The sequence below is a fragment of the Rhizobium rhododendri genome, assembly GCF_007000325.2.
GTDB lineage: Bacteria > Pseudomonadota > Alphaproteobacteria > Rhizobiales > Rhizobiaceae > Rhizobium > Rhizobium rhododendri.
In genome coordinates, this window is the sequence record NZ_CP117267.1 from 162,391 (window position 1) to 188,567 (window position 26,177).

Annotated in this window: 22 protein-coding genes; 13 read left to right on the plus strand and 9 right to left on the minus strand. The window is 60.6% G+C overall.

Translation table 11 applies throughout. From position 1 onward, the window contains the following. The first annotated feature begins 36 nt into the window (after positions 1 to 36). Together PR018_RS00825 and PR018_RS00830 are read left to right on the plus strand one after the other, a co-directional pair. Positions 37 to 1,245: an acetyl-CoA C-acetyltransferase gene (locus PR018_RS00825; RefSeq protein WP_142829133.1), complete on the plus strand. Its 1,209-nt coding sequence runs from the start codon at positions 37 to 39 to the stop codon at positions 1,243 to 1,245. 90 nt (positions 1,246 to 1,335) lie between these two features. Continuing rightward, the gene (locus PR018_RS00830) at positions 1,336 to 3,549 is read left to right on the plus strand and encodes an FAD-dependent oxidoreductase (RefSeq protein ID WP_142823969.1); all 2,214 of its coding nucleotides are present in this window, start codon (positions 1,336 to 1,338) and stop codon (positions 3,547 to 3,549) included. A 411-nt stretch (positions 3,550 to 3,960) separates the two neighbouring features. On the opposite strand, the gene PR018_RS00835 is transcribed toward PR018_RS00830, so the two are convergent. Then, positions 3,961 to 4,302, minus strand: coding sequence for an oxidoreductase (locus tag PR018_RS00835; RefSeq protein ID WP_142823970.1), 342 nt, complete (start codon positions 4,300 to 4,302; stop codon positions 3,961 to 3,963). A gap of 250 nt (positions 4,303 to 4,552) precedes the next feature. Then, positions 4,553 to 6,499, minus strand: coding sequence for a methyl-accepting chemotaxis protein (locus tag PR018_RS00840; RefSeq protein WP_142829135.1), 1,947 nt, complete (start codon positions 6,497 to 6,499; stop codon positions 4,553 to 4,555). An 896-nt stretch (positions 6,500 to 7,395) separates the two neighbouring features. Here PR018_RS00840 and PR018_RS00845 point away from each other — a divergent pair. Continuing rightward, on the plus strand, positions 7,396 to 7,605 hold the full coding sequence (locus tag PR018_RS00845; protein WP_111216728.1) for a cold-shock protein: 210 nt from the start codon (positions 7,396 to 7,398) through the stop codon (positions 7,603 to 7,605). Between the two features lie 117 nt (positions 7,606 to 7,722). Here PR018_RS00845 and PR018_RS00850 read toward each other — a convergent pair whose 3' ends face one another. Further along, positions 7,723 to 8,391, minus strand: coding sequence for an OmpW/AlkL family protein (locus tag PR018_RS00850; RefSeq protein WP_142823972.1), 669 nt, complete (start codon positions 8,389 to 8,391; stop codon positions 7,723 to 7,725). Between the two features lie 282 nt (positions 8,392 to 8,673). On the opposite strand from PR018_RS00850, the gene mscL reads away from it, so the two are divergent. The 4 genes from mscL (at position 8,674) to PR018_RS00870 (ending at position 12,839) form a co-directional block, all read left to right on the plus strand. Then, positions 8,674 to 9,108: a large conductance mechanosensitive channel protein MscL gene (gene mscL, locus PR018_RS00855; RefSeq protein ID WP_142823973.1), complete on the plus strand. Its 435-nt coding sequence runs from the start codon at positions 8,674 to 8,676 to the stop codon at positions 9,106 to 9,108. A gap of 131 nt (positions 9,109 to 9,239) precedes the next feature. Further along, the gene (locus tag PR018_RS00860) at positions 9,240 to 10,406 is read left to right on the plus strand and encodes a pyridoxal phosphate-dependent aminotransferase (protein ID WP_142823974.1); all 1,167 of its coding nucleotides are present in this window, start codon (positions 9,240 to 9,242) and stop codon (positions 10,404 to 10,406) included. A gap of 209 nt (positions 10,407 to 10,615) precedes the next feature. Beyond that, positions 10,616 to 11,647: a UDP-glucose 4-epimerase GalE gene (gene galE / locus PR018_RS00865; protein ID WP_142823975.1), complete on the plus strand. Its 1,032-nt coding sequence runs from the start codon at positions 10,616 to 10,618 to the stop codon at positions 11,645 to 11,647. A 133-nt stretch (positions 11,648 to 11,780) separates the two neighbouring features. Then, positions 11,781 to 12,839, plus strand: coding sequence for an enoyl-CoA hydratase/isomerase family protein (locus PR018_RS00870; RefSeq protein WP_142829136.1), 1,059 nt, complete (start codon positions 11,781 to 11,783; stop codon positions 12,837 to 12,839). Between the two features lie 21 nt (positions 12,840 to 12,860). Here the strand turns inward: PR018_RS00870 and PR018_RS00875 are convergent, their stop codons facing one another. After that, a complete protein-coding gene (locus PR018_RS00875; RefSeq protein ID WP_142823977.1) occupies positions 12,861 to 13,622 on the minus strand; it encodes an SDR family oxidoreductase in 762 nt (253 codons plus the stop codon). 81 nt (positions 13,623 to 13,703) lie between these two features. Between PR018_RS00875 and PR018_RS00880 the strand changes: the two genes are divergently transcribed. Beyond that, positions 13,704 to 14,264, plus strand: a complete 561-nt coding sequence (locus PR018_RS00880) for a PadR family transcriptional regulator (protein ID WP_142823978.1) — start codon at positions 13,704 to 13,706, stop codon at positions 14,262 to 14,264. Between the two features lie 134 nt (positions 14,265 to 14,398). On the opposite strand, the gene PR018_RS00885 is transcribed toward PR018_RS00880, so the two are convergent. Further along, positions 14,399 to 14,797: a RidA family protein gene (locus tag PR018_RS00885; RefSeq protein WP_142823979.1), complete on the minus strand. Its 399-nt coding sequence runs from the start codon at positions 14,795 to 14,797 to the stop codon at positions 14,399 to 14,401. A 144-nt stretch (positions 14,798 to 14,941) separates the two neighbouring features. On the opposite strand from PR018_RS00885, the gene PR018_RS00890 reads away from it, so the two are divergent. The 3 genes from PR018_RS00890 (at position 14,942) to PR018_RS00900 (ending at position 17,620) form a co-directional block, all read left to right on the plus strand. Beyond that, positions 14,942 to 15,535 carry a TetR/AcrR family transcriptional regulator gene (locus PR018_RS00890; protein WP_142823980.1) on the plus strand — a complete coding sequence of 198 codons (594 nt, stop codon included), beginning with the start codon at positions 14,942 to 14,944 and terminating at the stop codon, positions 15,533 to 15,535. A gap of 268 nt (positions 15,536 to 15,803) precedes the next feature. Then, positions 15,804 to 17,201 carry an MATE family efflux transporter gene (locus PR018_RS00895; protein ID WP_142823981.1) on the plus strand — a complete coding sequence of 466 codons (1,398 nt, stop codon included), beginning with the start codon at positions 15,804 to 15,806 and terminating at the stop codon, positions 17,199 to 17,201. Next, entirely contained in the window at positions 17,198 to 17,620 is a 423-nt protein-coding gene (locus PR018_RS00900) for a glyoxalase superfamily protein (RefSeq protein ID WP_142823982.1), read from the plus strand. The genes PR018_RS00895 and PR018_RS00900 overlap by 4 nt, the downstream gene beginning before the upstream one ends. Before the next feature lie 10 nt (positions 17,621 to 17,630). On the opposite strand, the gene PR018_RS00905 is transcribed toward PR018_RS00900, so the two are convergent. Then, positions 17,631 to 19,700, minus strand: coding sequence for an ATP-dependent helicase (locus PR018_RS00905; RefSeq protein ID WP_142823983.1), 2,070 nt, complete (start codon positions 19,698 to 19,700; stop codon positions 17,631 to 17,633). A 249-nt stretch (positions 19,701 to 19,949) separates the two neighbouring features. Here PR018_RS00905 and PR018_RS00910 point away from each other — a divergent pair, with 249 nt between their 5' ends. Beyond that, the gene (locus PR018_RS00910) at positions 19,950 to 20,822 is read left to right on the plus strand and encodes an SMP-30/gluconolactonase/LRE family protein (protein WP_142823984.1); all 873 of its coding nucleotides are present in this window, start codon (positions 19,950 to 19,952) and stop codon (positions 20,820 to 20,822) included. A gap of 54 nt (positions 20,823 to 20,876) precedes the next feature. Here the strand turns inward: PR018_RS00910 and secD are convergent, their stop codons facing one another. The 3 genes from secD to ybaL form a co-directional block, all read right to left on the minus strand. Then, complete coding sequence (secD, locus tag PR018_RS00915) at positions 20,877 to 23,438, minus strand: protein translocase subunit SecD (protein ID WP_142823985.1); 2,562 nt, start codon at positions 23,436 to 23,438, stop codon at positions 20,877 to 20,879. 91 nt (positions 23,439 to 23,529) lie between these two features. Beyond that, positions 23,530 to 23,949: a hypothetical protein gene (locus PR018_RS00920; RefSeq protein ID WP_142823986.1), complete on the minus strand. Its 420-nt coding sequence runs from the start codon at positions 23,947 to 23,949 to the stop codon at positions 23,530 to 23,532. Positions 23,950 to 23,961: 12 nt separating this feature from the next. Beyond that, complete coding sequence (ybaL, locus tag PR018_RS00925) at positions 23,962 to 25,788, minus strand: YbaL family putative K(+) efflux transporter (protein WP_142823987.1); 1,827 nt, start codon at positions 25,786 to 25,788, stop codon at positions 23,962 to 23,964. 80 nt (positions 25,789 to 25,868) lie between these two features. Here ybaL and PR018_RS00930 point away from each other — a divergent pair, with 80 nt between their 5' ends. Then, positions 25,869 to 26,120: a helix-turn-helix domain-containing protein gene (locus PR018_RS00930; protein ID WP_142823988.1), complete on the plus strand. Its 252-nt coding sequence runs from the start codon at positions 25,869 to 25,871 to the stop codon at positions 26,118 to 26,120. Positions 26,121 to 26,177 lie beyond the last annotated feature (57 nt).

Sequence of the window (26,177 nt, forward strand, 5' to 3'; positions counted from 1 at the left end):
TCGAATTTGGTGCCGGCGGCGCCTGGGAGAGAGACGATGACCGAGGTTTTCATTTACGATCATGTCCGCACGCCCCGCGGTCGTGGCAAGAAGGATGGCGCGTTGCATGAAGTGCCGTCGGTGCGTCTCGCTGCACGCACGCTGGAGGCGATCCGTGATCGCAACGGTCTGGATACGGCGACGGTTAACGACATCATCATGGGCTGCGTCGATCCCGTAATGGAAGCCGGCGCGGTCATCCCGAAGGCTGCGGCGTTCGAGGCGGGCTATTCGACCCGTGCCCCCGGAATGCAGATCTCGCGCTTCTGCGCATCCGGCCTCGATGCCGTCAATCTGGCTGCGGCCAAGATCGCCCAGGGCGCGGACGACATCGTCATTGCCGGCGGTGTCGAGAGCATGTCGCGGGTCGGGCTCGGGATGGGCGGTGGTGCCTGGTTCATGGATCCATCGGTCAATTTTCCCGCTTATTTTATGCCGCAGGGCGTCTCCGCCGATCTGATTGCCACAAAATACGGTTTCTCGCGCGCCGATGTCGATGCTTATGCTGTCGAAAGCCAGAAGCGCGCGGCGCATGCTTGGAAAAGCGGCTGGTTCGACAAGTCCGTCATTTCGGTCAAGGACCAGAACGGCCTGACCATCCTTGCCCATGACGAGCACATGCGCCCCGGCACGGATATGCAGGCGCTCGGCGCCCTCAATCCGTCCTTCCAGATGCCCGGTGAAATGGGCGGCTTCGAGGCCGTCGGTATCCAGGCGCATCCGGAAATCGAGCGCATCAACTACGTCCACCATGCCGGCAATTCCTCCGGCATCGTCGACGGCGCAGGCGTCGTACTGCTCGGCTCCAGGGCTGGTGGCGGGAGCATGGGAATAAAACCCCGGGCCCGCGTCAAGGCTTTCGCCAACATCGGCTCCGACCCGGCACTGATGCTGACAGGGCCAGTCGATGTGACCGAGAAGCTGCTCAAGCGTTCCGGCCTGTCGCTGGCGGATATCGATCTTTTCGAACTCAACGAGGCTTTTGCCGCCGTCGTTCTGCGCTACTGCCAGGCTTTCGACATCGATCATGGCAAAATCAACGTCAATGGCGGCGCCATCGCCATGGGCCATCCGCTCGGCGCCACCGGTGCGATGATCCTCGGTACAGTGCTCGACGAGCTGGAGCGCCGGGATCTCAACGTCGCCCTGGTTACCCTCTGCATCGGCGCCGGCATGGGCACCGCCACCATCATCGAAAGGGTCTGATGGCTTTCTCCGCACCCCCCCCTGATGGGGGCAAGCGAGTGAGTGTGCAACCCGGCAACCACGAACATTTACTGGGAGAGGAATCCCGCGATGAGCAGCTACACCAATTTCACTGTCGAGACTGATGCAGACGGCATTTCGCTGGTCACCTGGGATATGCCGGGAAAGTCGATGAATGTGTTCACAGCCGAGGTCATGGGAGAGCTTGACGCCATCATTGATGCAAGCGTCGCCGATGCTGCCGTGAAGGGCGTGGTCATCACTTCGGGCAAGGCCAGTTTTTCCGGGGGCGCCGATCTGTCGATGATCAAGTCGATGTTCACCTTCTACAATGATGAGAAGGCGAGAGACCCTGCGACGGCGGCACAAAAGCTGTTCGACCTTGTGGGCCGCATGACAGGCCTTTTCCGCAAGCTCGAAACCTGCGGCAAACCATGGGTTTCGGCGATCAACGGCACCTGCATGGGCGGTGCCTTCGAGATGTCGCTCGCCTGCCATGGCCGTGTCGTCTCCAGCGCCAAGCATGTCAAGCTGGCGCTGCCGGAGGTCAAGGTCGGTATCTTCCCGGGCGCTGGCGGAACGCAGCGGGTCTCGCGGCTTGCCAATGCCCAGGACGCCCTGCAGATGATGACGACGGGCGCCTCGCTGTCTCCGGCGCGCGCCAAGGCGATGAACCTCGTGCATCAGGTCGTCGAACCGGATCAGCTGATCGCTGCGGCAAGGCAGATGATCAGGGATGGACTGAAACCCGTCGCTCCGTGGGACGAAAAAGGCTTCAAGGTTCCCGGCGGCGGGATCTGGACGCCGGCCTCGGCCCAACTCTGGCCGGCAGCGCCCGCCATTCTCCGCCGCGAGACAGCGGGAAATTATCCGGGCGCGCTCGCCATCCTCAAATGCGTTTACGAAGGCCTGCAGGTACCCTTTGACCTCGGCCTGAAGATCGAGCAGCGCTACTTCACCGAGGTCCTGCGGACGACCGAAGCGTTCTCGATGATCCGCTCGCTGTTCGTCTCGATGCAGGAGCTCGGCAAGGGCGCCCGTCGCCCGGCCGGCATCCCAAAGACGGTCCTGCGCCATGTCGGCATCGTCGGCGCCGGCTTCATGGGCGCCTCCATCGCGTATGTCACAGCCGCAGCGGGCCTGCGCGTAACCCTGATCGACCGTGATATGGACGCCGCCAACAAGGGCAAGGCGACCGGCGAGGGGCTCGTCAAGGATGCCATCGCAAAGGGTCGGTTGACGCAGGAGGAGGGCGCAGCCCTGCTTGCCAACATCACGCCGTCAGCCGATTACAGCAATCTAGGCGATGCCGATCTCGTCATCGAGGCCGTGTTCGAGGACCGCGATGTCAAGAAAGCTGTGATCGAGGCCGTTGAGGGGGTGTTGCCCGAGACGGCGATCTTTGCCTCCAACACCTCGACGCTGCCGATCTCGGGACTGGCGGAAAACTCGAAGCGCAAGTCCAATTTCATAGGCATCCACTTCTTCTCTCCAGTGGAAAAGATGATGCTGACCGAGGTCATCATGGGCAAGGAGACCGGCAACCGTGCACTGGCCGTGGCGCTGGATTTCGTCGCCGCCATCAGGAAGACGCCTATTGTCGTCAACGACACCCGTGGATTCTACGTCAACCGCTGTGTCTTCCGTTACATCCATGAGGCCTATGACATGCTGATCGAAGGCGTGCCGCCGGCCATGATCGAGAATGCCGCCAAGATGGCCGGGATGCCCGTCGGACCGCTGTCGCTGAACGACGAGGTGGCCATCGATCTCAGCCAGAAGATCCTGAAGGCAACGGTAGCCGATCTCGGGCCTGCCGCCGTCGATCCCGAGCACATCAAGCTCATCGACCGTATGGTCGACGAACTCGACCGTCGGGGCCGCAAGAACGGGCGTGGTTTCTACGACTATCCTGCCAAACCGGCGAAGAAGACGCTTTGGCCCGGCCTGAAGGAATTCTTCTCTCAAAAGAAGCCTGAGGATGTGCATGTCGGGGTCTTGAAGCAGCGCATGCTGGTGACAATCGCGCTCGAAGCTGCCCGGACGATGGAAGAGGGCATTGTCACCGACCCCCGCGAGGCCGATGTCGGCTCCATCCTCGGCTTCGGCTTCGCGCCTTACACCGGCGGCACGCTGTCCTACATCGATGGAATGGGAGCAAAGACGTTCGTGGCGCTTTGCGAAAAACTGGCGGCTGAACACGGCGACCATTTCAAGCCGACGCCGCTGCTGGTCGAGATGGCCGCAAGCGGGGAAACGTTCTACGGACGGTTCGATCCGTACAAGATGGAGAACGCAGCCTGACATAAGTCAGGTTGACTATCGCCGCATTTCGGGAACGGTCGTAGCGACGAAAGCGTCGTCGAAATCATGTGATCAAAGGTGAAAAGCGGCAGCGTCGCTTTTCTCGCGCATCAGGCAATCGGCTCTGTGCCGGTGGATCAGAGGCTGCTCCAGACGATTAGCCCGATGGCTGCCCAGATGCAGGCAGACAGTTCGAAAGCTATGACATATGCTTTTGCACGATCGCTCATGAAATCCTCCTCCGCATGGTCTCCCAACCATGTATATTATTTAGTTCGATATTCCGCAGAAAGTCAAACGAACTTTGTCAATTTTGCGACAATTACGTGCCATTTGCCTGACGTCCGAAATAGAAGACAGCCCCGCGGAGTTCGGGGCTGTCGGTCTCGGGGCTGATCAGCCAATATAAAATTACTGGCAGTTCGAGGTCTGCGCGCTGTCGGAGTCGGACTTCATATTCGTCGTATTTTTGTTGGTTTTTGTAGCGTTGCAATCCTGCGACTTGCCGTCGCCGTTGCTGCCGCCGCTGTTGGTGCCGGTGCCATTCGTCATGCCACCGCTTGTGCCGCCGGTTCCCGTGTTCGAGCCGGGCGTTCCGGTGCTGGTGCCATTGCCTGTGCTATCGCTGCCCGAGCTGGAACCGGAGGCGCCGGATGTCCCGGAGCTGCTACCTGGGCTGCCGGTGCCGGCTGCCATCGCGCTTGTTGCCATTGCGAGCGTCAGAGCAGTCACTGCCAAGATCTTGGAATACATTGGGTATCTCCCTGGTTTGTTTTTACAGACAACCAACCAGTGTTCGAACAGGTTGTTCCAGACTATGTGAAGGATTGCTGATGAAAAGCACGGCGTGCATGTTTTGCCAGGATAGCTCTCATCGGCCGCAAGTGCTGCGCGGCGACGATCGTCGTCGTCAGGCGAAAATGCGGAAGGCCGGCCACCAATGACTTGGCGGCCGGCCTCTTGGTAATTCGAGTGCTGTGTCAGGCTTTGATCGTCGACGGGCTCAGAATTCTTCCCAGTTCTCTGCTGCAGCGGAGCTGCCGCCTCCGAGGCCGACGGCGCCGGCAACCTTGGAAAGCATGCGTCGTGCGGGCGAAGGAACGGGCTTGTGGCTGGCATGGGCCACTTCCGGACGGCGCATCGGCGTTGCTTCGCGGCCTCCGCCGACATTGAATTCGGAGATGATCTCGCGCAACCGTTCGACTTCCCCGGCCAGAGCGGCGCTTGCAGCGGTCGATTCTTCGACCATGGCGGCGTTCTGCTGGGTCACCTGGTCCATCTGGTTGACCGCCGTGTTGACTTCAGCCAGCCCCACCGACTGTTCCTTGGCGGATGTCGCAATCGAATCGAGCTGTGTGTTGATCGATATGACCTGTTCTTCGATGATCTTCAGGGTTTGTCCGGTTTCCTGCACGAGCTTGACGCCATTGCTGACCTCCTCGCCGGAATTGCGGATCAGATCCTTGATCTCCTTGGCGGCCTGGGCCGACCGCTGCGCGAGTTCGCGGACTTCTTGGGCCACGACCGCAAAGCCCTTGCCCGCCTCGCCGGCACGAGCGGCTTCGACACCTGCGTTCAAGGCCAGAAGGTTGGTCTGGAAGGCGATCTCGTCGATGACGCCGATGATGCTGGAGATCTGGTTGGAGGATTGCTCGATGCGCTGCATGGCAACGACCGTGTTGGAAACGACCTCGCCGGAGCGCCGCGCCGACTTGTTGGCCTCGATCGCCACGTGGCGCGCCTCTTCAGTCCGCTTCGAGGAGTTGGCAACGTTGATGGTGATCTGGTCGAGTGCCGCCGCAGTTTGCTCGAGCGATGCAGCCTGCTGTTCCGTGCGCCTGGAAAGATCGTCGGCACTCTGGCTGATTTCGCGCGCACCGTTGTCAATGGATCCCGTTGCAATGGAGACCGACCGCAAGCTGGAGGCAAGCTGGTCGACGGCAGCATTGAAGTCGGCACGCAGGCTTTCGAAGTCGCCGGCAAATGCTTCGTCGAGGCGGAAGGTCAGGTCGCCGCTCGAGAGATGCTTGAGCCCGTTTGCAAGCCCCGAGGTCGCCTGGGCCATTTCTTGGGCTCGCTGGCGATCGGCCTGGGCGACGCGGCTGCGTTCGGCCTCGCTTGCGGTGCGGGTCTGTTCCGCATCCCGCTCGAGTTCCTTGGCACGCAGTCCATTATCCTTGAACACCTGGACCGCCTTGGCCATGGTGCCGATCTCGTCGCGCCGATCCACGCCGTCGACTGTTGCGTCGAGGTTGCCATTGGCAAGCACATTCATGGTTTTGGCCAATTTCTGGATCGGGCTGACAAGCCACGAGCGAACGGCGAGGAAGCCAAGCACGAGCACCGCGACAAGGCCAACGGCGACGATGATCAGGGTCGTCATGATCGTACCGTTTGTGACACTGGTAAGCCGGTCGCTTTCCTTGGAAGACGCATCCGCAATGTCAGTGACGAAAGACGAAAATTTCGGAGAGATTGCAGCGAATGCAGGTTGGCACTGGCTCAGGAAAAGTTGCTGTGAAGCGAGAACGTCGGTGGGACTAGTGGCAGCTCGACCAGCAACAATCGCTGGTGCGCAGGTCGTGGAAAGAATTTGGATGCCTTCCGTTTTCAGTTGGGGCAGCGAAGCGTTCTCGGGTAACGCAGCGATCGCTTGGTCCATGAATTTGACAAAGCCATCGCTAGCCTCTTTGAGGCTTTTCTCGGAGCGCGCATTGAGCTCGTCCGTATTCGCCATCAAGATATCGCCGATCGACGCCCGCGCGGTTTGCAAACTGCGGTTGGCTCGGGCCGAATTAAGCGCGGCTGCCGACTCGTGATCCAGCAGCGCACTGTAGCCCGTGTCGATGCTGCTGAGCTGCTGGCCTGAATAGAGCGAGACGCCGATGGCAAAGAGCCCGAAGCCTGCCATGATGAGCAAAAATTTTCCAATGATAGATATGTGTTTCACCTGCAACTCCGGCAAATCTGTTTTTCGGGGAGGGGTGCCACGAGCAAATCATTCACCGGGCAGACCGTGAGAAGCGGACGGTGAGGATGCTGCCGATTTTTGACAGAGGCGCCCTACCCACGAAACCCGCTGACCTCTGCTGGATGACGACTCAGCCATGCATATCAGTCGAATAAAATGTAGGACATACTTTCTAAGTAATTCTTAATTCTAAAGAGGAGGCCATGTATCTCTAAAATTGCCAATGAACAGCCGGAATATCGCGGCAAAAAATTGCGCTTTCGCAAGTCAGTGCCATTCCAGCATTAGAAATAAACGAAATAACGCATGAAAAAGCAAAGCCTGGCTGTCTGTTTATACACTAACAGTAATGATCCCTCGTAGTTTGAAAGCTCCATGGATAATCGGTTGCTGGAAATCGCGGTTAGCGTGTCGACAATGTGAATGCATTGAGTATCGCTAACCACTTCCGGGAACGACCTGAAAGTTGCTGCAATCGTTGATTCGTGACGCTTCGGGAGCCATCGCTCAAAGGTGGAAGTGGACCTGGGATTTTAGACTTTGACAGAGCCATTCCAGGTTGAATTTGCATTTTTTTGGGCCGCGCCCGCCACGCCGTTGCCCCATCCAAACGTCGGGCGTGCAAGGCCTTCCGGCAACCGATCAATGCACCCGTATGAGTAACAGGCTTTCGGCGGTGAGACTTTGCACTCGCCGTGGCTTGAAACAGCGACGGAGGTCGGATATAAACGTCGCCATCGATCTTGCTAGATGAACTTTGTTGCGGCCATTCCAGCCGTTGCTGGCGAACTTCCCTTCAAAATCGGTTTTCACCGCGATCCGGGCGTTTTCCGGGTTGCGTTCTTCTCTACTCGCGATTCGAAAAGGATATCGTTATGGCATCAGGTACAGTTAAGTGGTTCAACGCAACCAAGGGCTTCGGCTTCATTCAGCCTGACGACGGCGCAGCCGACGTTTTCGTACACATCTCGGCCGTTGAACGCGCCGGCATGCGCGAACTCCAGGAAGGTCAAAAGATCTCCTACGAGCTCGTTGCTGACAAGCGTTCGGGCAAGATGTCTGCAGACCGCCTTCAGGCAGCCTAAGACATTTTCATCACGGGCGGCAGGCTTTGCCAGCGTCCGTGACGACAGACTGGAAAGGCCGGGCTTTGTCCCGGCCTTTTTGCATTTGGCAGTTCGCGGTGGAGTGCTGCCTGCCTGTCAGAAGCGGTAGGTGATGCCGGTGCCGATCATGAGAGGATCGAGGTTGGCCTTGCCACTGACATGGCTTCCTCCAACGGTCGCGTCGAAGTCTGGCCGCAGGATCAGTTTCTTGACATCGACGTTCAGGCCCCAGTGTTGGTCCAGCATGTAGTCGAAGCCTGCCTGGAAGGCGACGCCGAACGTGTTCTTCACATTGAGGCTGTCGGCGCTGTTGCCGGACTGGTTATAGAACATCGTGTAGTTGATGCCGGCGCCGACATAGGGGCGAAACGCGCCGAGGCTGGTGACGTGGTACTGCAGCGTCAGTGTCGGTGGCAACATCCAGGTCTTGCCGATATTTCCGAGGCTGAAAATCGATCCCTGGCCATGGACTGTCGATTTGGTGGTGCCAAGTATCAGTTCCACGGCAATGTTGTCGTTGAAGAAATAGGACACATCCAGTTCCGGGATAACGGTATTGGAAAACGACAATCCGGAGCCGTCGATACCGTCGACCCGGCCTGAATCGCGCGGAATGACGCCAAGCGCCCTCAGCCTGATCTGCCAGGGGCTTTGCGCCTGCAGGGATATCGACGGATCTACGGTGGTGTCGGCTGCACCGGCCGATGTCGCCACTGCCAGCATTCCGGCAGCCAACAATATCCTGATCGGTTTATAAAATTTCATGGATCTACGTCCTTCGTAAGCGGAATTGCTTCCTGAAGGGCAATCATCGCGCGCTGGTGGGAGGCCGGGTTTGAGCGAGATCAAACGAGCACCCCGAGTGTTGCCAGGAGTTACCATTCTGCGCCAAGCTGTCGTATTTTCGCCACAGTTGGATGGGGCTCAACTTGAATATGAGGCTGCACGCCACTCTCCCGGTTGCAGAATGACTATTGAATTCAGTCGCAAAAGATGTTGCTAATCAAATCGGGATCAACGTACTGCCAATCCTAAAGGGGGGCGTCCATGCTCAATGAATTCAAATCTTTCATCGCCCGTGGCAACGTCATGGACCTTGCCGTTGGCGTGATCATCGGCGGCGCATTCAGCGGCATCGTCAAATCGCTGGTGGACGACATCATCATGCCGGTCGTCGGCGCGGTTTTCGGGGGCTTCGATTTCTCGAACTATTTCATCGGCCTTTCGAGTGCAGTCAATGCGCCGACACTGGCAGCCGCGCGCGCGCAAGGCGCAGTCTTTGCATACGGCAACTTCATCACCGTGCTCATCAATTTCCTGATTCTCGCCTGGATCATTTTCATGATGGTCAAGGGCGTCAACGCGCTGCGCCGGCAGGTGGAGCGCAAGGAAGAAACGACAACAGCCGCGGCACCTCCGCCGGCCGACGTCGCGCTGCTGACAGAAATTCGCGACCTTCTCGCCAGCCGGACTGCCGTATGATCGTGTTTACCGGAACCCGCCGCATTGCGGTGGGGTTTCTTCCATCACTGAAATCGATTGGTCATCCAAGCAAAGTCATGGGATTTCCGCGTCGAACTGCCTTATGAAGGCGGCTAACCGGAGACCCCAGCATGTCCATCGTAAACAGCCTCAGCCCGCGCGCGCTTGCAGCCCCCGAAAGCGGTATCGTCGAAGTCCTCAACTATGCACGTGGGCGGGAAGGCCTGCTGCCGCTCTGGGTTGGCGAGGGTGATTTGTCGACGCCTGATTTCATCAACCAGGCCGCCATGGCCTCGCTTGCCGCCGGCGACACCTTCTACACCTGGCAGCGCGGCATCCCGGAATTGCGCCAAGCGCTATCGGATTATTATGCCCGTCATTTCAACGTGGCGCTCTCACCCGACAATTTCTACGTCACCGGTTCAGGCATGCAGGCGATCCAGCTCTCCGTCCAGGCGATTACCTCGCCGGGCGACGAGATGATCTATTTGACCCCGGCCTGGCCGAACATTGCAGCGGCCCTCGAAATCGCCGGCGCACGCTCGGTCGGTGTCCAGCTCGATTTCGAAGGCGGCAAGTGGGCCCTCGATATCGGTCGCATCGAGGCCGCCATCACGCCGAAAACCAAGGGCCTGTTTCTCAATACACCGTCCAACCCCACCGGCTGGACTGCGAGCCGTGAGGATCTGACCACGATCCTGGCGCTCGCCCGCAAGCACGGTCTCTGGATCATGGCCGACGAGATCTACGCGCGTTTTCACTACGCAGGCGGTCGCGCGCCATCGCTGCTCGATACCAGGCAGCCGGATGATCGCATCCTCTTCGTCAATTCCTTCTCAAAGAACTGGTCGATGACCGGTTGGCGCATCGGCTGGATCGTCGCGCCGCCTGAAACCGGGCAGGTGCTGGAGAACCTCGTGCAATATTCGACATCTGGCGTTGCCCACTTCATGCAGATGGGCGCGGTCGCTGCGCTTAATGCCGGCGACGTGTTCGTGGAGAGCAACATCGAAAAGGCGACGCTGTCGCGGGATATCCTCTGCGAGGCACTGGTTGCCACCAACCGCGTCGAGACGCTGAAGCCCGACGGCGCGCTATACGCTTTCCTCAAGATCGACGGTATTACCGACAGCCGCCAGGCAGCGCTCGATATTGTCGACAAGACCGGCGTCGGCCTGGCACCGGGAACGGCGTTTGGGGCTGGCGGGGAACTGTTCCTGCGCGCCTGCTTCCTGCGCGATCCCCGACAGATCACCGACGCCGCAGAGCGGTTGAGCAAGTATATCCTCAGCCTCTGATCGCCCACGCGAAAGTCTCCACACTCCCGGCACAGGCTCAGGAGTGTGTTCTTCCGCGCAAATTCGCTAAAAGCCTGTCTATCTCATCAAGACATTGCTAACTACGCCACCATTCTCCGACCCTTAAAGTTGTGGAAAGGTGGATTGATAATCAAATATCAAATGACGCGAGCCAATGCTCCCGCGATGACAAGCCAGGGATGCAAGACATGGCGATATTGGTAACGGGCGGTGCCGGCTATATCGGCAGCCATATGGTCTGGACCTTGCTGGATGCCGGCGAGGACGTGGTGGTGATCGACAGACTGTCGACCGGCTTCCGCTGGGCTGTGGCACCGGCTGCGCGTTTTTACCTGGGCGATGCAGCCGACGAGACCGTGCTGCAAAAGATCTTTGCCGAAAACGATATCGAAGCGATCGTCCATTTCGCGGGCTCGGCCATTGTCTCGTCCTCGATCAAGGATCCGCTCGCCTACTACGAGAACAACACCGGCAAGACGCGCGTGCTGATGAGCGCTGCCGTCAGGGCAGGGGTTCGCCATTTTGTCTTCTCCTCCACAGCCGCCGTCTACGGGCCGCAGCCGACGGGCGAACCGGTGCCGGAAACTGCCTCGCTCAATCCGGAAACACCCTATGGGCTCTCCAAGCTGATGTCGGAGTACATGCTGCGCGACGCCGCTGCTGCCTACGATTTCCGCTATGTCGCACTGCGCTATTTCAACGTCGCCGGAGCCGACCCGGAAGGCCGCACCGGCCAGTCGACGGAAGGTGCCACGCATCTCGTCAAGGTGGCCTGCGAGGCAGCACTCGGCCGGCGCCCGGCCGTCGATATCTATGGCACCGACTATCCGACCCATGACGGCACCGGCGTACGCGACTACATTCATGTCAGCGATCTCGCCGAGGCGCACCTGAAGGCCCTGCAGCACCTAAGGGCAGGCGGGCCTTCGCTGATTGCCAATTGCGGCTATGGCATGGGCTATTCCGTCCTCGACGTGCTCAACATGGTGACGCGGGTTCACGGACGCGCCTTCCGGATAAACCACGCGCCGCGCCGGCCGGGCGATGCAGCCTGCGTCGTTGCCGATGCAAGCTTCGCTCGCGATGTGCTCGGCTGGACGCCACGGCGCAACTGCATGGAAACCATCGTGCGCTCGTCGCTCGCCTGGGAAAATCATCTGGCGCAGCGCCGCGAGGCCGACCGGTTCACGACCCCAGCCCCCGTCGCCGCCGTCTGCTGATATCGCAACGGAATGCACAGTGCGCGTGCGTCTGTCGCCGTACTTGTCAATCCCGGCGTCTTATTCTCAGATGGCGCTGGACAGACCGGTAGAGGGTGCCCATCTCCTTCGCAAAAAGGGGCGGAGTTCGGCAATGCAGGCAGCAGACGAGATCATCATCGAACGCAACGGCTCGGTCGGCGTCATCCGGCTTAACCGACCGAAGGCGCTGAACAGCCTGACGCTATCCATGGTTCGGGCCATAGCCGGCAGCCTCGAAAGCTTCGCCGCCGATCCGGCGATTGCCAGTGTCGCTATCATGGGCGAGGGCGAGCGAGGACTTTGTGCCGGCGGCGACATCCGCGCCCTGCATCAGAGCGGCAGCGCCGGCGGCAAGGACGCCACCAGCTTCTGGCGCGAGGAATTCCGGCTCAACCGGATGATTGCCGAATACCCGAAACCCTATGTGGCACTGATGGACGGCATCACCATGGGTGGCGGCGTCGGCCTCTCCTCCCATGGCAGCCACCGCATCGTTACCGAGCGGACGCGCCTGGCTATGCCCGAGACCGGTATCGGCTACTTCCCCGATGTCGGCGCCACGTGGCTGCTCTCCCGCGATGGAGGCGAGACCGGCACCTGGCTTGCCCTGACAGGCCTTGCCATCGGCGCTGCGGATGCGATCGATGCCGGCCTTGCCGACCATCACGTAGCCTCGCAGGACCTCGCCGAAGTGCTTGCTGCCATTGGCGGATTGCCGCCGGGCGCTTCGGCGGAAGACGTCCATACGGCAATTGCAGCCTTTGCCACGCCGCCGGAAGACGGCATCTTCGTCGCCAACGCCGTGACGATCGGCCGTGCGTTTGCCCATGACAGCGTCGAGGCCATCATGGCGGCGCTGGCCATGGAGCCTGACGCCTTCGCCGCCGACAGCCTGAAAGCCATCGCCACGCGCTCCCCGACCAGCCTGAAGCTGACGCTGCTCCTGCTGCGCGCCGGGCGGAAGAGCCGGGATCTATCCGAATGTCTGGAGCGGGAACTCGGCGCCTGCCGCCAGATCCTCAAGACTACCGATTTCTACGAGGGTATCCGCGCCGCCATCATCGACAAGGACCGCAATCCGCAATGGTCCCCCGACAGCCTCGATGCGGTGGACGAGGCGGCGCTGGAACGCTTCCTTGAGGTGTCCGAGGCAAAGCTGTTCGACCGGTAAAAACGGCTGCGTCGCCCCCGCTCAGTCCTTGGGCGTATATTCGACCATCATCGCCAGCACCTCGTCGAATTGTCCCGCCCGTTCGGCATTGCGAAAGTAGCGCACACGCTCGACGCTCACTTCTTCCGGCGATTGGTCGCCATTGCCATGGAGCAATGCCAAGACCTCGTCGGCAAATTCGCCGAGCGGCTGCGAGTTCGGGTCCAGGGATTGACCAGGTGTCAGCTCGGTCTGCACCTGAGGCGGAATGATCTCGATGATCTCGACCCGTCCCTTGAGCAGCGGGCGGATGGCGGCAGTGTAGGAGTGGATCGCTGCCTTGGAGGCGCTGTAGGTGGGCGAGGCCGGGTAGGGCACGAAGGCGGTCCCGGACGAAACATTGATGATCGTCGCATGGCTTTGCGCGGAGAGGTGGTCGATCAGCGCATTCGTCATCCGGATCGGACCCAGCACATTGGTCACGATCATACGTTCCGCGTCGGCGAGGTCGCGCTTCCGGGTCGGATTTTCGCTCTTGTAGGTCCCGGCATTGTTCACCAGCACATTCAGGTCCGGATAGGCAGCGACGATCACGCCGACGCCTGCTTCAATCGCAGCGGCATCGTCGATGTCGAGTTCGTGGACGAAGATATTTTCCCGATCCTGCGCTGTTTCTTCCAGCATCTCGCGGCGGCGCCCGGTGACGATGACGCGATTGCCGGCATCGTGCCAGCGCTGGGCAAGCGCACGTCCAATGCCCGAACCGCCGCCTGTGACGAGGATTGTGTTGCCGCTTGCCTTCATGTCGTTCTACTCCTTGAAAAGATACCCGACAAATCGGGATGCAGGGGAATACTCCTGCGAGAGTAGTATCGCGAGAGTAAGATGTCGTCAATTCGCTTGTTCATTCTGTCGTCCTTCGATCTGCTCGGGCCCATGCATGGCCATCGGCTCCGGCTAGAAGCCGAAAACCGCTATGTATCGCTTTGGACCGACATATCGGTCGGAGCCGTCTACGGAGCAATGTCGAGGCTGGCGGAGGAGAAGCTTCTTCGTCAGATCAGCGAAGAGCGTGATGGCAATCGCCCCGTGCGGCAGATCTATGAGATCACTGACGAGGGTCGGCGCGTTCTCGCCGATCTCCGCCGTTCGGGCCTCACCGACATCTGGTACAAACACGACCCGTTCGACCTTGCCCTGATCCGGCTCGACCCCGCCAGCGCCGCCGAACTGCCGCGCCTCCTCGATATCAGGTTGAAGGCGCTCGAAGCGCAGCTAGCGGAAGCCAATCGCATCAACGACTGGGCGGCTCCCTACATCGGCATCACCAAACGATCGGCGCTTAAGCACGGGCAGCACCGGTTACGGGCCGAGATCGGTTACCTGCGTGAGGTGATCGCCGATATCGATGCCATCGTCGCAGAGGTGAGTGCGGGCAAAGTCTGACCGCTGCCGCCACATGCCCGCATTCGCGCGCCCGTCCTCGGCAAGGGTCGCAATTCGCGATGGCTGCCCGCAGCCCTGGCAGCCATCGCCGGTTTCGGGTTCGTATCAGCAGTGAGACAACACCGCGGTCGAATCTAAGCCTTTGCCGGCAGGCGCGCGATCACCTTGATCTCGAAATCAAAGCCGGCGAGCCATGTCACCCCGACGGCAGTCCAGGCTGGATAAGGCTTTTCCCCGAAGTAGCGCTGCTTGACCGGCATGATGGTGTCGAACTGGTTCTGCGGATCGGTGTGGAGCGTCGTGACATCCATCACATCCTCGAAGGTGCAGCCCGCTGCTTTGAGCACGGCAGCCAGGTTCTCGAAGGCACGTTCAACCTGGCCCTGGAATTCGGGTTCAGGTGTCCCGTCGATGCGGCTGCCGACCTGGCCGGAGACAAACAGCAGGTCGCCGGACTGAATCGCTGCCGAATAGCCGTGTGCTTCGTAGAGCGCATGTCTATGAGGTGGAAATATTGCGTTTCGCGTGGTCATTTTATTCCTTCTGGCCACCGTGGGAGCTTCGCCATCAGGCTTCCCACGGCGGACAATTTGAGATACGTTGCGTATGCGAAAGTAGATGACATACGACGTGTATGTCAATCTATATACGGTACGTATGTGAAATTGGAATGATGAATGGCAAAGCGGCGCGCCGAGACGATGGAAGAAAACCGCGGCAAGCTCATTGCCGCCGGGCGCAAGGCGTTTGCGGAAAAAGGCTATTTCGCCGCGTCCATGGACGAATTGACGGCTGATGCTGGCCTGACGCGCGGCGCGCTGTACCACAACTTCGGAGACAAGCGCGGACTGCTCGCCGCCGTGGTCAACGAGATTGATTCAGAGATGGCGCAACGGGCCAAGGCGATTGGTGCGGCCCAATCAGACGAGTGGCAGGGTCTGCTCGCGGAGGCGACGGCCTATATCCAGATGGCGCTTGACCCCGAGGTTCAAAGGATTGTTCTGCTGGACGGCCCCGCTGTCCTCGGAGACCCATCGAAATGGCCCAGTCAGGACAACTGCCTCGATGTGACAAGGCAGGCGGTGCAAAGGCTTATGGAAAAAGGGATACTCAAGCCCCTGGATGCCGAAGCGGTTGCCCGACTTCTCAGCGGGGCTGCGCTGAATGCCGCGTTGTGGGTCGCTGCAAGTGAAGATGCCGAGACCGTCCTCCCGAAGGCCATCGACGCGTTTCAGGCACTGGCCACGGGCCTGCTCTCCAGACCAGTGTGAGGCACACCAAAGCTTGTCGGCTAAATCCGCCAGAATTCGGAGCCCCGGCACCCCTCCGCGGCTCTTGAAGCGAAGTCCCCCGGAAACTGGCTCGTTGACAAAGATTTCCCGCAGTGATTGAAGTGGCACGGGTTACGAACACCTGCCGCCTGCAGACGCAAGTCACGGTGAAGTTCGGCAGACAGATTATCCTCACCCTCGAAGCATTTCGGTGGTGGCAATGCGGGCTCCCATCCTCAGCCGAAATGCCTCTCTGGAGGAGTGAGCAATGTCCACAGGACATTCTGACGACAACCTATTTCTGACTGCGCCTGTGCACAAAATATTTGCCGCTACCGCCTTGCCCATGGCTGCCATCATGCTGATGAATGGGCTTCTTGGTATCGTCGACGCCGCATTCCTCGGTCGGTTCGTCGGCACGAAAGCCATGGCAGCGGTCGGCATCGCCTTCCCCGTGCTCATGCTAACCATTGCCCTCTCCACGCTCGTCAGCGCCGGGATGTCCAGTTTCCTGGCTCGCCAGCTTGGCGCCGCTGCCCGCCAGGCCGCTGCCGCGACCTTTGCGGCCGCCCATGGGCTTGCCCTGCTCATCGCCGCAATGCTGATCCTGATATTTCTGGCGGGAGGATGGAGCTTTGCCTTGCGAAGTGCCGGCTCCGACAGATCGGTTGCGGAAATGGTCTGGGTCTTTCTGGCGATTAGCATATTCGGAACTCCGGTGCAGTTCCTGTTGGGGATTCACGCCGATGCCTGGAGGAACGAGGGAAAAGCGGGGTTGATGGCGCTCATGTCGCTTGCCGTGACGCTCATCAATATTGTGCTGAACTACTTCATGATCGTGCTGCTAGAACTCGGGATCGCTGGATCGGCGCTCGGCACGATACTCGCGCAGGCAATAGGGTTGGGACTGTTGGTCGGCTTGCGCCCGTTTGTCGACGGGATGATGCCCCTTGGGAGCCTCTGGCGGAACCGCTGGACAGGGGAATGGCGACGGCTGCTGGCGCTAGGAGCGCCGGTCAGTCTGGGTTTCATAGGCATAGCACTTTCGGGAACGGCCGTGCTTCTTGCCCTGCGTCTCGGCATCAGCGTAGATTACGAGAAATCCATCGCCGCCTATGGCATCGTGACCCGCGTTTTCGGTTTCGCGTTTTTGCCGATCATGGCGATCGCGGTGGCTATGCAGAGCGTCGTCGGCAACAATGTTGGTGCCGGCTTCTCCGCCCGCGCCGACAAGGCCCTTTGGATCGCGGCGACAACCGTATTGGTCTATTGTTTTGCAGTGGAAGTTTTTCTGCTCTGCGCCGGGGGTAGGGTCGGCGCATTGTTTGTCTCAAATCCCGATGTGATTGCCGAAACCGGAAGGCTTTTTCGGCCTATGGCGGCGTTCTATCTGGTTTCAGGACCGATTTTTGTCTTCGGAATGTATTTCCAGGCCGTGGGCCAACCGGCGCTGGCGGGCTTGCTGACGGTAGCCAAGCCGTTCGTGCTGCTGCCGTTGCTCATCGCGGTTATTGCAGCGATAGGGGGCGCCGATCTTATCTGGTTCGCCTATCCGCTGGCAGATAGTCTCACCGCGATTGTCGCTCTGCTGGTGCTGTCTGCTGCCTTGAAAACGCGTAGGCTCACGGGCGGGATAGGCCTGAGTGGCATGGGGAGCCCGTCATGACTGTCAGAACCATCGCGGAAGCCAAAGCGCAAGCAAATAAACTGAAGACCGCCTTAGCTCTCCAGGGTCTAAGTTTGGGTCATGGCCAGGCACTCGAGGTGATTGCGCATCAGTCCGATGCTCGCGATTGGAACACCCTGTCGGCACGCCTGGCAAAGGCAGTGCCTGCGCCTTTTTTCCTGCGTCAAAGGGTGCAGGGGCGGTATCTTGGACAGGTTTTCAAAGGCGCGATCAACGCTTTGTCCTCCACGGGGAAATATTATTCCGTCTCTATCCGGCTTGATGAACCGGTGGATACGGTGACCTTCGCTGGCTTCTCCAACATGCGCCGCATGGTCAGAGGCGTTATAGACGGCAATGGAAACTCAATCCGGAAGACGTCGAACGGAACATTCCACTTGGTCTTGGCGCCGCTATGAGGGACCGCCGCTACCGCCACATCCCTCGCATCCGCGCGCCGACATCCACCCGGATCTGCCTTGCCTGCTGCGCGGCGGGTGAGTCTGAGCGGGCGGTGGGCCAGCCGCAGACTTCGAAGAACTGTAGCAGCGTCGCAGGAATGAAGCGGGTGCGGTTGGCATAGACGTGGCGGTCGCCCTGGGCGTTCTGGCCGTGGACGAAGAAGCGCTGTGGCAGCACCAGGTCTAGATTGTCCTTGGCGCGGGTCATCGCCACGTAGAGCAGCCGACGCTCCTCCTCGATCTCGGCGCTGGTGCCGACGCCGAGATCCGAGGGAATGCAGCCGTCGATGACGTTCAGCATGAATACCTTGGTCCATTCCTGGCCCTTGGCGGAATGGATGGTCGAGAGGATGAGATAATCTTCGTCGAGCAGCGGAACTCCGGCCTGGTCGCTCGTCGCATCCGGCGGGTCGAGTGTCAGTTCGGTCAGAAAACGTTCCCGCGAGGGATAGCCCGAGGCGATCTGCTCGAGCTGCAGAAGATCCGCCTGCCGTGTCGCTGCATCCTCGTGCAAGCGCTCCAGATGTGGCGCATACCATTCCCGCACCAGGCCGATTTCAGCCGGCCAGCCGGCCTTGCCCGATTTCACCGCCTGCAAGGTCTCGACAAAACTGGTCCAGTCATCGCCGCTGCGAGGCGGGGCGGGGATTTCGGTCAGCGCGGTAATCGGGCTCGCCTCGTCGTCCATCCGGTCGAGCACTTTTTGTGCTGTCGACGGCCCGACGCCGGGCAGAAGCTGCATCAGTCGGAAACCGGCCACGCGGTCGCGCGGGTTCTGGGCAAAGCGCAGTGCGGCCAGCATGTCCTTCACGTGGGCGCTGTCGAGGAATTTCAGGCCGCCAAACTTGACGAACGGAATGTTGCGCCGCGTCAGTTCGATCTCCAGCGGGCCGGAGTGGTGCGAGGCCCGGAAGAGCACCGCCTGCTGTTTGAGAATTGTCCCGCCCTCGCGGTTCTCGAGCACCATGTCGGCGATGTAGCGGGCCTGGTCGGCCTCATCGCGAACGGTCACCAGCTTCGGGCGCTGTGCCGATGTCCGCTCGGTGCGCAGGTTTTTGGTAAAGCGCTCCGAGGCGAGATCGATGACGGCGTTGGCGGCGGCAAGGATCGGCTGCGTCGAGCGATAGTTGCGGTCGAGCGTGACGATACGGGCGGCCGGCGAAAATGATGTGGGGAAATCGAGGATGTTGCGCACCGTCGCGGCGCGGAAGGAGTAGATCGACTGGGCGTCGTCGCCGACAACCGTAAGGCCCTGTCCGCCGGGCTTCAGCGCCATCAGGATCGACGATTGCAGCCGGTTGGTGTCCTGGTATTCGTCGACCATGACATGGTCGAACCGGTTGCCAATGTCTTCGGCGATCAGCGGCTCATGCACCATATGCGCCCAGTAGAGCAGCAGGTCGTCGTAATCGAGGACGTTCTGCACCTGCTTCGCCTCGACATAGCTGGCAAAGAGTTCCCGCAACTGATTCTCCCAGGTGGCGCACCACGGGAAGACATCGCGCAGAACCTGGTCCAGCGGCGTCTCGGAATTGACCGCGCGCGAATAGATGGCAAGGCAGGTGCCTTTGGTCGGAAAGCGGTTCTCGGTCTTCGAAAAACCGAGGTCGTGCCTGATAAGGTTCATCAGGTCGGCGCTATCTTCGCGATCGTGGATCGTAAACGCCGGGTCGAGGCCGATCTGTTCGGCATAGTCGCGCAACAGGCGCGCGCCGATGCCGTGGAATGTCCCGCTCCAGGCCAGTGCGTCCGTCATGATCCCGGCTTTCGGGCCGAGCACCTGGGCGCAGATCTTCTCGACGCGGCGGCCCATCTCGGCAGCAGCCCGGCGGGAGAAGGTCATCAGCAGGATGCGGCGCGGATCGGCGCCCTTGACGATGAGATGCGCCACGCGGTGGGCGAGCGTGTTGGTCTTTCCGGAGCCGGCACCGGCGATCACCAGCAGGGGTCCGGAGACATGGCTTCCGTCGATGTCGGTGCCGTGCTCGACGGCCAGCCGCTGCTCGGGATTGAGTTTTTCCAGATAGGCGGCGTTCATCGGCTCTCCTCTATTGCTCCGGAGCGGCCGCTGCCATGCCGTTATTGAGTTTCCGAAGATTTTCGGAGCACCATTAGATTGCCCGAATGTTCGTTAAATGTTCTGAATCGGCGAAAACTGTCAAGCGAGCTTGGGTCTGTTTGACGCAACGATGCCCAGAGGGACGGCGGTCGGCTATCGTTTACTTAACGAATCGGAAAGGTTAGCAATGTCTTTAATGTTATTGCGTACCCCGGGAGATGCGTCGGAATGAATGAGACGATTGCAGTCGGGTTGCACCAGCCTGACGGGCCGGTCGGACTGCAGGATGGGCGCATCGCATATGTCGAGATGGAAGACGGCCGCCGGTGCGTATCGGTAATCGCACCGCACGGCCAACGCCGGGAAATCTGCCGACCGGGAGGACGTCCGTCAGGCTTGGCTGTCGATGGCGATGGCTGCTTCTGGGTGGCTGGCGGTCCGGAAAACTCGCTGGTTCGCCTGTCGCCCGAAGGTCGTATGCTGCAGATGATCGAAGGCAGCGAGACGGGACCCTTCGTCCTGCCGCGTGATCTCGCCTTCGGTCCGGACGGGCTTCTGTACATGAGCGACGCCGGCGTTCGGATTGCCGATCTCGTCATCGGCCAAACAATCCGGCCGGACTTTTTGAATGCGCCCTACAATGGTTGCATCTACCAGATCGATCCCGCCGACGGGCGCGTGCTCCGGTCGCTGGCTGCGGGTCTGCTGCTGGCGAGCGGCATTGCCTTCGATTCGAACGGCTTGCTCTATTACAGCGAGATGCTGACGGGGAATATCTACCGCCAGGTGCTTGGCGGCCGGCAGGAAATCTTTGCCCACGCCCTGCGCTCGCCGATGGGGACGCGCCTGAAGGGACCTGCCGGACTGGCCTTCGATCGCGACGATACACTGTACTGCGCCGTGTATGGCCAGGGCGACATCTGCCTGATCGACACGTCCGGCAAGCTCTCTGGCCATATCCGCACGAACGGCACGCTGCCGAGCAACGTCGCCTTCACCGTCGATGGCAAGCAGGTGCTGATCACCGAACAGGAGCACGGCGCCATCGAGCGCATCCCGGCGCCCAAGCCGGGGCTGCCGCTGCACCGTCCAAAGATCTGATCCGGCTATGGAGTAAAGAAAAAGGGCGCCTCCTGCCGGGGCGCCCTTTCTTTTTTATTCCGCTGCCGGAAGCTGCTTCTTCGGCTTGGCCGCTTCGGCTTCTGCTGCCTTGGCGTCGTTTGCGACGGTAACTGCGCGGTGGCGGGTGCGCCAGTCGCCGAGGAACAGCAGGATCGGCGCCGCGATAAAGATCGACGATGCACCGGCAACGAGGATGCCGAACACCATCGGAATGGCGAAGCTCGACACGGCGCTGCCGCCCCAGATCGCCATCGGGACCAGCGCCAGGAATGCGGTAGCGTTGGTGTAAAGGCTTCTGGCGAGGGTTTCGTTGATCGACTTGTCGATGATCTCGCGCAAGGGCATCGACTTGTAGAGACGCATGTTTTCACGCATGCGGTCGTAGACGACGACCTTGTCGTTGACCGAGTAGCCGACCATCGTCAGCACCGCGGCGATGGCCGTCAGGTTGAAGTCGAGGCCGGTGATAGCGAAAAAGCCCACCAGCTTGGTGACGTCAAGCACCAAGGTCACGATGGCGCCGACGGCAAACGGCCATTCGAAGCGGAACCAGATGTAGAACAGCATCGCGAAGCTGGCGATAACCACCGACAGGATGCCGGCCCAAGCCAGTTCGCCCGAAACCTTCGGGCCGATGACATCGGTGCCTTCGACCGTTGCTGTCGGGTCGATCTTGGTGACTTCGGCTTTCAGCTTTGTAACTGCTGCCGTCTGGGCTTCCTCGCCGCCATCCTGGCGCTGGGCCCGGACCAGAATGGTGTTCTTGTCGCCAAACGACTGCAGGGTGATTTCACCCAGGCCGAGTGTGTTCAGGCCTTCGCGGAACGTCGAAAGATCGGCCGTCCCTTGCGTCTTCACCGACATCTGGATGCCGCCACGGAAGTCGACGCCGTAGTTGAGGCCCGGATAGATGAACAGTCCGATCGACGCGAGCGACAGGATCGCCGACACTGCGACGCCGAAAAAGCGGGCCTTCATGAACTGGATGTGCCGGTCATAGGGTGAGAACCGGAACATCGACTGGATGTTGATGACCTTCAGCTTGCGACGGCGGGCGATGGCGATCATCACGACGCGCACGAAGGCGACCGAGGTGAACATCGAGATGATCAGGCCGAGACCCATGGTGACGGCGAAGCCGCGCACCGGGCCAGAGCCGAAGTAGAACAGGATGGCGGCGGCAATCAGCGCCGTCATGTTCCCGTCGATGATGGTCGAGTAGGCGCGACGGAAACCGTTGTCGATAGCGGCAAAGGCTCCGCGTCCCTTGCGGGTCTCTTCACGGATACGCTCGTTGATCAGCACGTTGGCGTCGACTGCAAGGCCGATGCCGAGGACGATACCCGCGATGCCCGGCAGCGTCAGCGTGGCGCCGACAAGCGTCAGGGCCGAGAAGGTCAGGATCGTGTGGATCAGCAGGGCGACGTTGGCAAGGATACCCCAGGTGCCGTAAAGCACGAAGATGAACAGGGCGACGAGGGCAAAGCCGACGAGGCCTGAATAGATGCCCATCTTGATGGCATCGGCGCCAAGATCGGCGCCTACCGTGCGCTCCTCGATGACGGTGAGCTTGGCCGGCAGGGCGCCGGCGCGCAGCAGAGCCGACAGCGTGGTTGCGCTTTCGGCGGTGAAGTTGCCCGAGATCTGGCCGGAGCCACCGGTGATCGGTTCGCGGATGACCGGCGCGCTCAGCACCTTGTTGTCGAGAATGATGGCAAATGGCTTGCCGACATTGGCACGGGTGATTTCAGCAAAGCGGTTGGCACCGGCGCTGTCGAAGCGGAACGTCACCAGCGGTTCGTGGGTATTCTGGTCGAACGAGACGCGGGCATCGGCGAGGCGGTCGCCGGAGAGCTCGACGCGATCCTGGATCGCATAGCTGTTGCCCTTGTCGTCCTTCATGACGGTGACGCCAGGGCCGGGGTTGGTGATGTCGCCGCTGTCAGACAGCATGTGGAACGACATTTTCGCCGTCGAACCCAGCAATTCGCGCAGGCGCGAAGGATCCTGGGTGCCCGGCAGTTGCACGAGAACGCGGTTGTTGCCGATACGCTGGATGGTCGGCTCGGACACGCCAACCTGGTCGACGCGCTGGCGAATGATCTCGAGGCTCTGCTGGACGGCGGCATCGACGTTGGCATTGATGCCGACCTGCGAATAGGCAAGCGTGATGATGCCGTTATTCGAGGCCACGTTGAGGTCGGATTGCCCGGCGCTGATGCCGGTGGTGATGGTGTTTGCCAGCGTCTTCAGCTCGGTCACGGCCGCGTCGCTCTGCGACGGGTCGGTGAGCGCAATGACGACCTGCGTCGCATTCTGGACGACCGACTTGGTCTGGATGTTCTTCGCCCTCAGCACGCGGCGGGCATCCTGGACAAGCGTCTGCAGACGTTCATGCACCAGATCGCCTTCGTCGACTTCGAGAACGAGGTGGGAGCCGCCGCGAAGATCGAGGCCGAGTGCGACCTGGCTATGGGGCAGCCAGGCGGGAATGCGGTTGAGAGCCGATTGCGGCAGGACGTTCGGCAGGGCGATGAGCATGCCAAGCACGATGATCACCGAGTAGGTGAACACGAGCCATGGAGAGGTGCGCATGATGTCTATCCTTGAATACGCGTTTGCCAGCGGGAAAAGCGCTGGCGCGTGTGTCTGGTGTAAAGGGAGATGCGCCGAAGCGCGCGTTCGGTCAGGCGGAAGCAGCCGGCGGGCCACGGGCCAGGTAGGCGCGGACGTTGCCGGGCCCGGAAAGCGATGAAGCCAGCGGTGGCAGGCACCCGGCGTCGTCGTCGAAAATGTGGATCGGCGTGGCGAAGGCTAGCAGCGCAGCGTTGCCATCATGCCAGCTGGCCTTGGGCTCGGCACTGCGCTCGGCAGCGACGACGCCCCGGGCATTGTCGCGCTGGGTGATGTAATGAGGCTGCTGGCTGCCCTTGGCCGCAGAAAAATTGTTGGTCTCTGTACTGGCGAACGTTGCAAAGCCGCCACCGAGGGCAAGACCCAGATAGGCAAAGAAAGCAACGATCAACGACGCCATCACGCGGGGCACCGCGCCGCGAGGCTGTCTCATCTCTTCGCTGTCGGCAATGCCGTCGTCGGACAGGCTCAAGGGCTAAACGACCTATTCACGTGCAGTTACAAGCGTGTCAGCTATTCTATCAGCCGACGGCGCATCTTCATAGAGAGGCCTGTCATGATGCACTTGACGCAGCCGGTCAACCATCCCCAGCGCAATTTCCCGCTCGCCCATGATGACGGTATCGGCGCCATAGCGCGTCAGTTCGTCCACCTCGGCGTCAGAATGGGCCCGCGCGACGATCAGGATTGATGGATTGAGGCTGCGCGCCTGTTCGGCGACACTGCAGGCCTCAAAGGCATTCGGGATGGCGATCACGAGGCTGCGGGCGGCGGTGAGATTGGCGAACCCCAGAACTTCCGCAGAGGCAGCATTGCCGGAAATTGCCTCTATGCCGCTGTCCCTGAGGTCGATGACGCGTTTTTCTGCATCTTCGATGACCAGGAATGGTGTACCGGAAGACAGGAGGTTCTGGCCAACGATGCTGCCGACCCGGCCGTACCCGACGACCACGACATGTCCGGTGAGTGTCGTCGGGCCAGGGTCCCGCTCGGCGCCGATAACCGGCACCTCCTCTTCCGCAGCGTGCGTCTGTGCCGCTGCATCCGCTTCAGCACTGGCGTCCTGCAACGAGCTGTTTTTGGCATCGAGACGACGCTTGAGCCGGCCGCAGCCATAGAAGACGAGTGGGTTGAGGATGATCGAGATGATGGCGCCGGCAAGGATGAGGTCGCGGCCCTGCTCGGGCAGCAGGCGGAGTTCGACGCCCATTGCTGCGAGGATAAAGGAGAATTCGCCGATTTGCGCCAGACTTGCTGAAATCGTCAGCGCCGTGCCGATCGGCTTGCGGAATGCCAGCACGATCAGGAAGGCGGCGGCAGACTTGCCGACCACGATGATGAACACCGTCGCCAACACCAGCAGCGGATGCTCCAGCAGGATGCTGGGATCGAACAGCATGCCGACCGAGACGAAGAACAGCACCGCGAAGGCATCGCGCAGAGGCAGGCTTTCCTGCGCGGCGCGATGGCTGAGTTCGCTTTCGGCAAGCACCATGCCAGCAAAGAAGGCGCCGAGTGCCAGCGACACGCCGAACAGCTTGGCCGCACCGAAGGCGACGCCGAGCGCAATCGCCAGCACGCCAAGACGGAAAAGTTCGCGCGAGCCGGTATGGGCGGTGCGATGCAGGATCCACGGAATAACGCGGCGCCCGAAGACCAGCATCAGCGCCACGAACAGCGCCACCTTCAGCAAGGTCATGCCGATGATGCCGCCAATTCCGAGATCGAGATCGAACAGCCTGTTGACAGCGGCGGAAAGCGGCTCGACCGGCGCATGACCATCGCCGGAAATACTGGCGGCGGCGGGGATCAGCACCAGCGCCAGAACCATCGCCAGATCCTCGACAATCAGCCAGCCGACTGCGATCTTGCCGCGCTCTGTCTCGACGAGACGACGCTCCTGCAGCGCCTTCAGCAGCACGACGGTAGAGGCGACAGACAGCGCCAGGCCGAAGACGAGACTGCCGCCGAGCGACCAGCCCATCAATTCGCCGAGCCCCCAGCCGAGCAGTGTGGCAAAGGCGATCTGCACGAGAGCTCCCGGAACCGCGATGAAGCGCACCGACAGCAGGTCTTTCAGCGAAAAATGCAGGCCGACGCCGAACATCAGGAGAATGACGCCGATTTCAGCAAGCTCGGGTGCCAACCCTTGGTCGGCGACGAAGCCCGGCGTATAGGGGCCTGCAAGGACACCGGCGACGAGGTAGCCGACCAGCGGCGGCATGCGAAGCTTGTTGGCGATGGCGCCGAAGATGAAAGCCAGCACGAGACCCATGACGATCGTTGAGATCAAAGGTGTGTCGTGCGGCATCGTGGTGTCCCCCGGCTGGAAATCCTGTAAATAATATGACATATATGGTCTAGAGTGACCAATATGGGTATTTTTGAGCCGTGAATCAAGGCAGTAAGCCAGCTATTCTGACGCCCGCGCATTGTCGTGCGGCGCGCGGCTTCCTGGATTGGACGCAAAGCGACCTTGCGGAAAAAGCCGGCGTCTCGCGCAGCACCATACGCGACTACGAAGGCGCCCGGCACGACATCCATCGCGCCACCGAAGCACAGCTTAAACTGGCTCTAGAAGACGGCGGCGTCGTCTTTACCAACATCGATCCGCTTGGATGGACCGTCGGTTTGCGGAAGTGAAGCATCCACCAGGGTAGGAGTTAGACCTTCGAGCGACTTCGACTGCGAAGAAAGCTG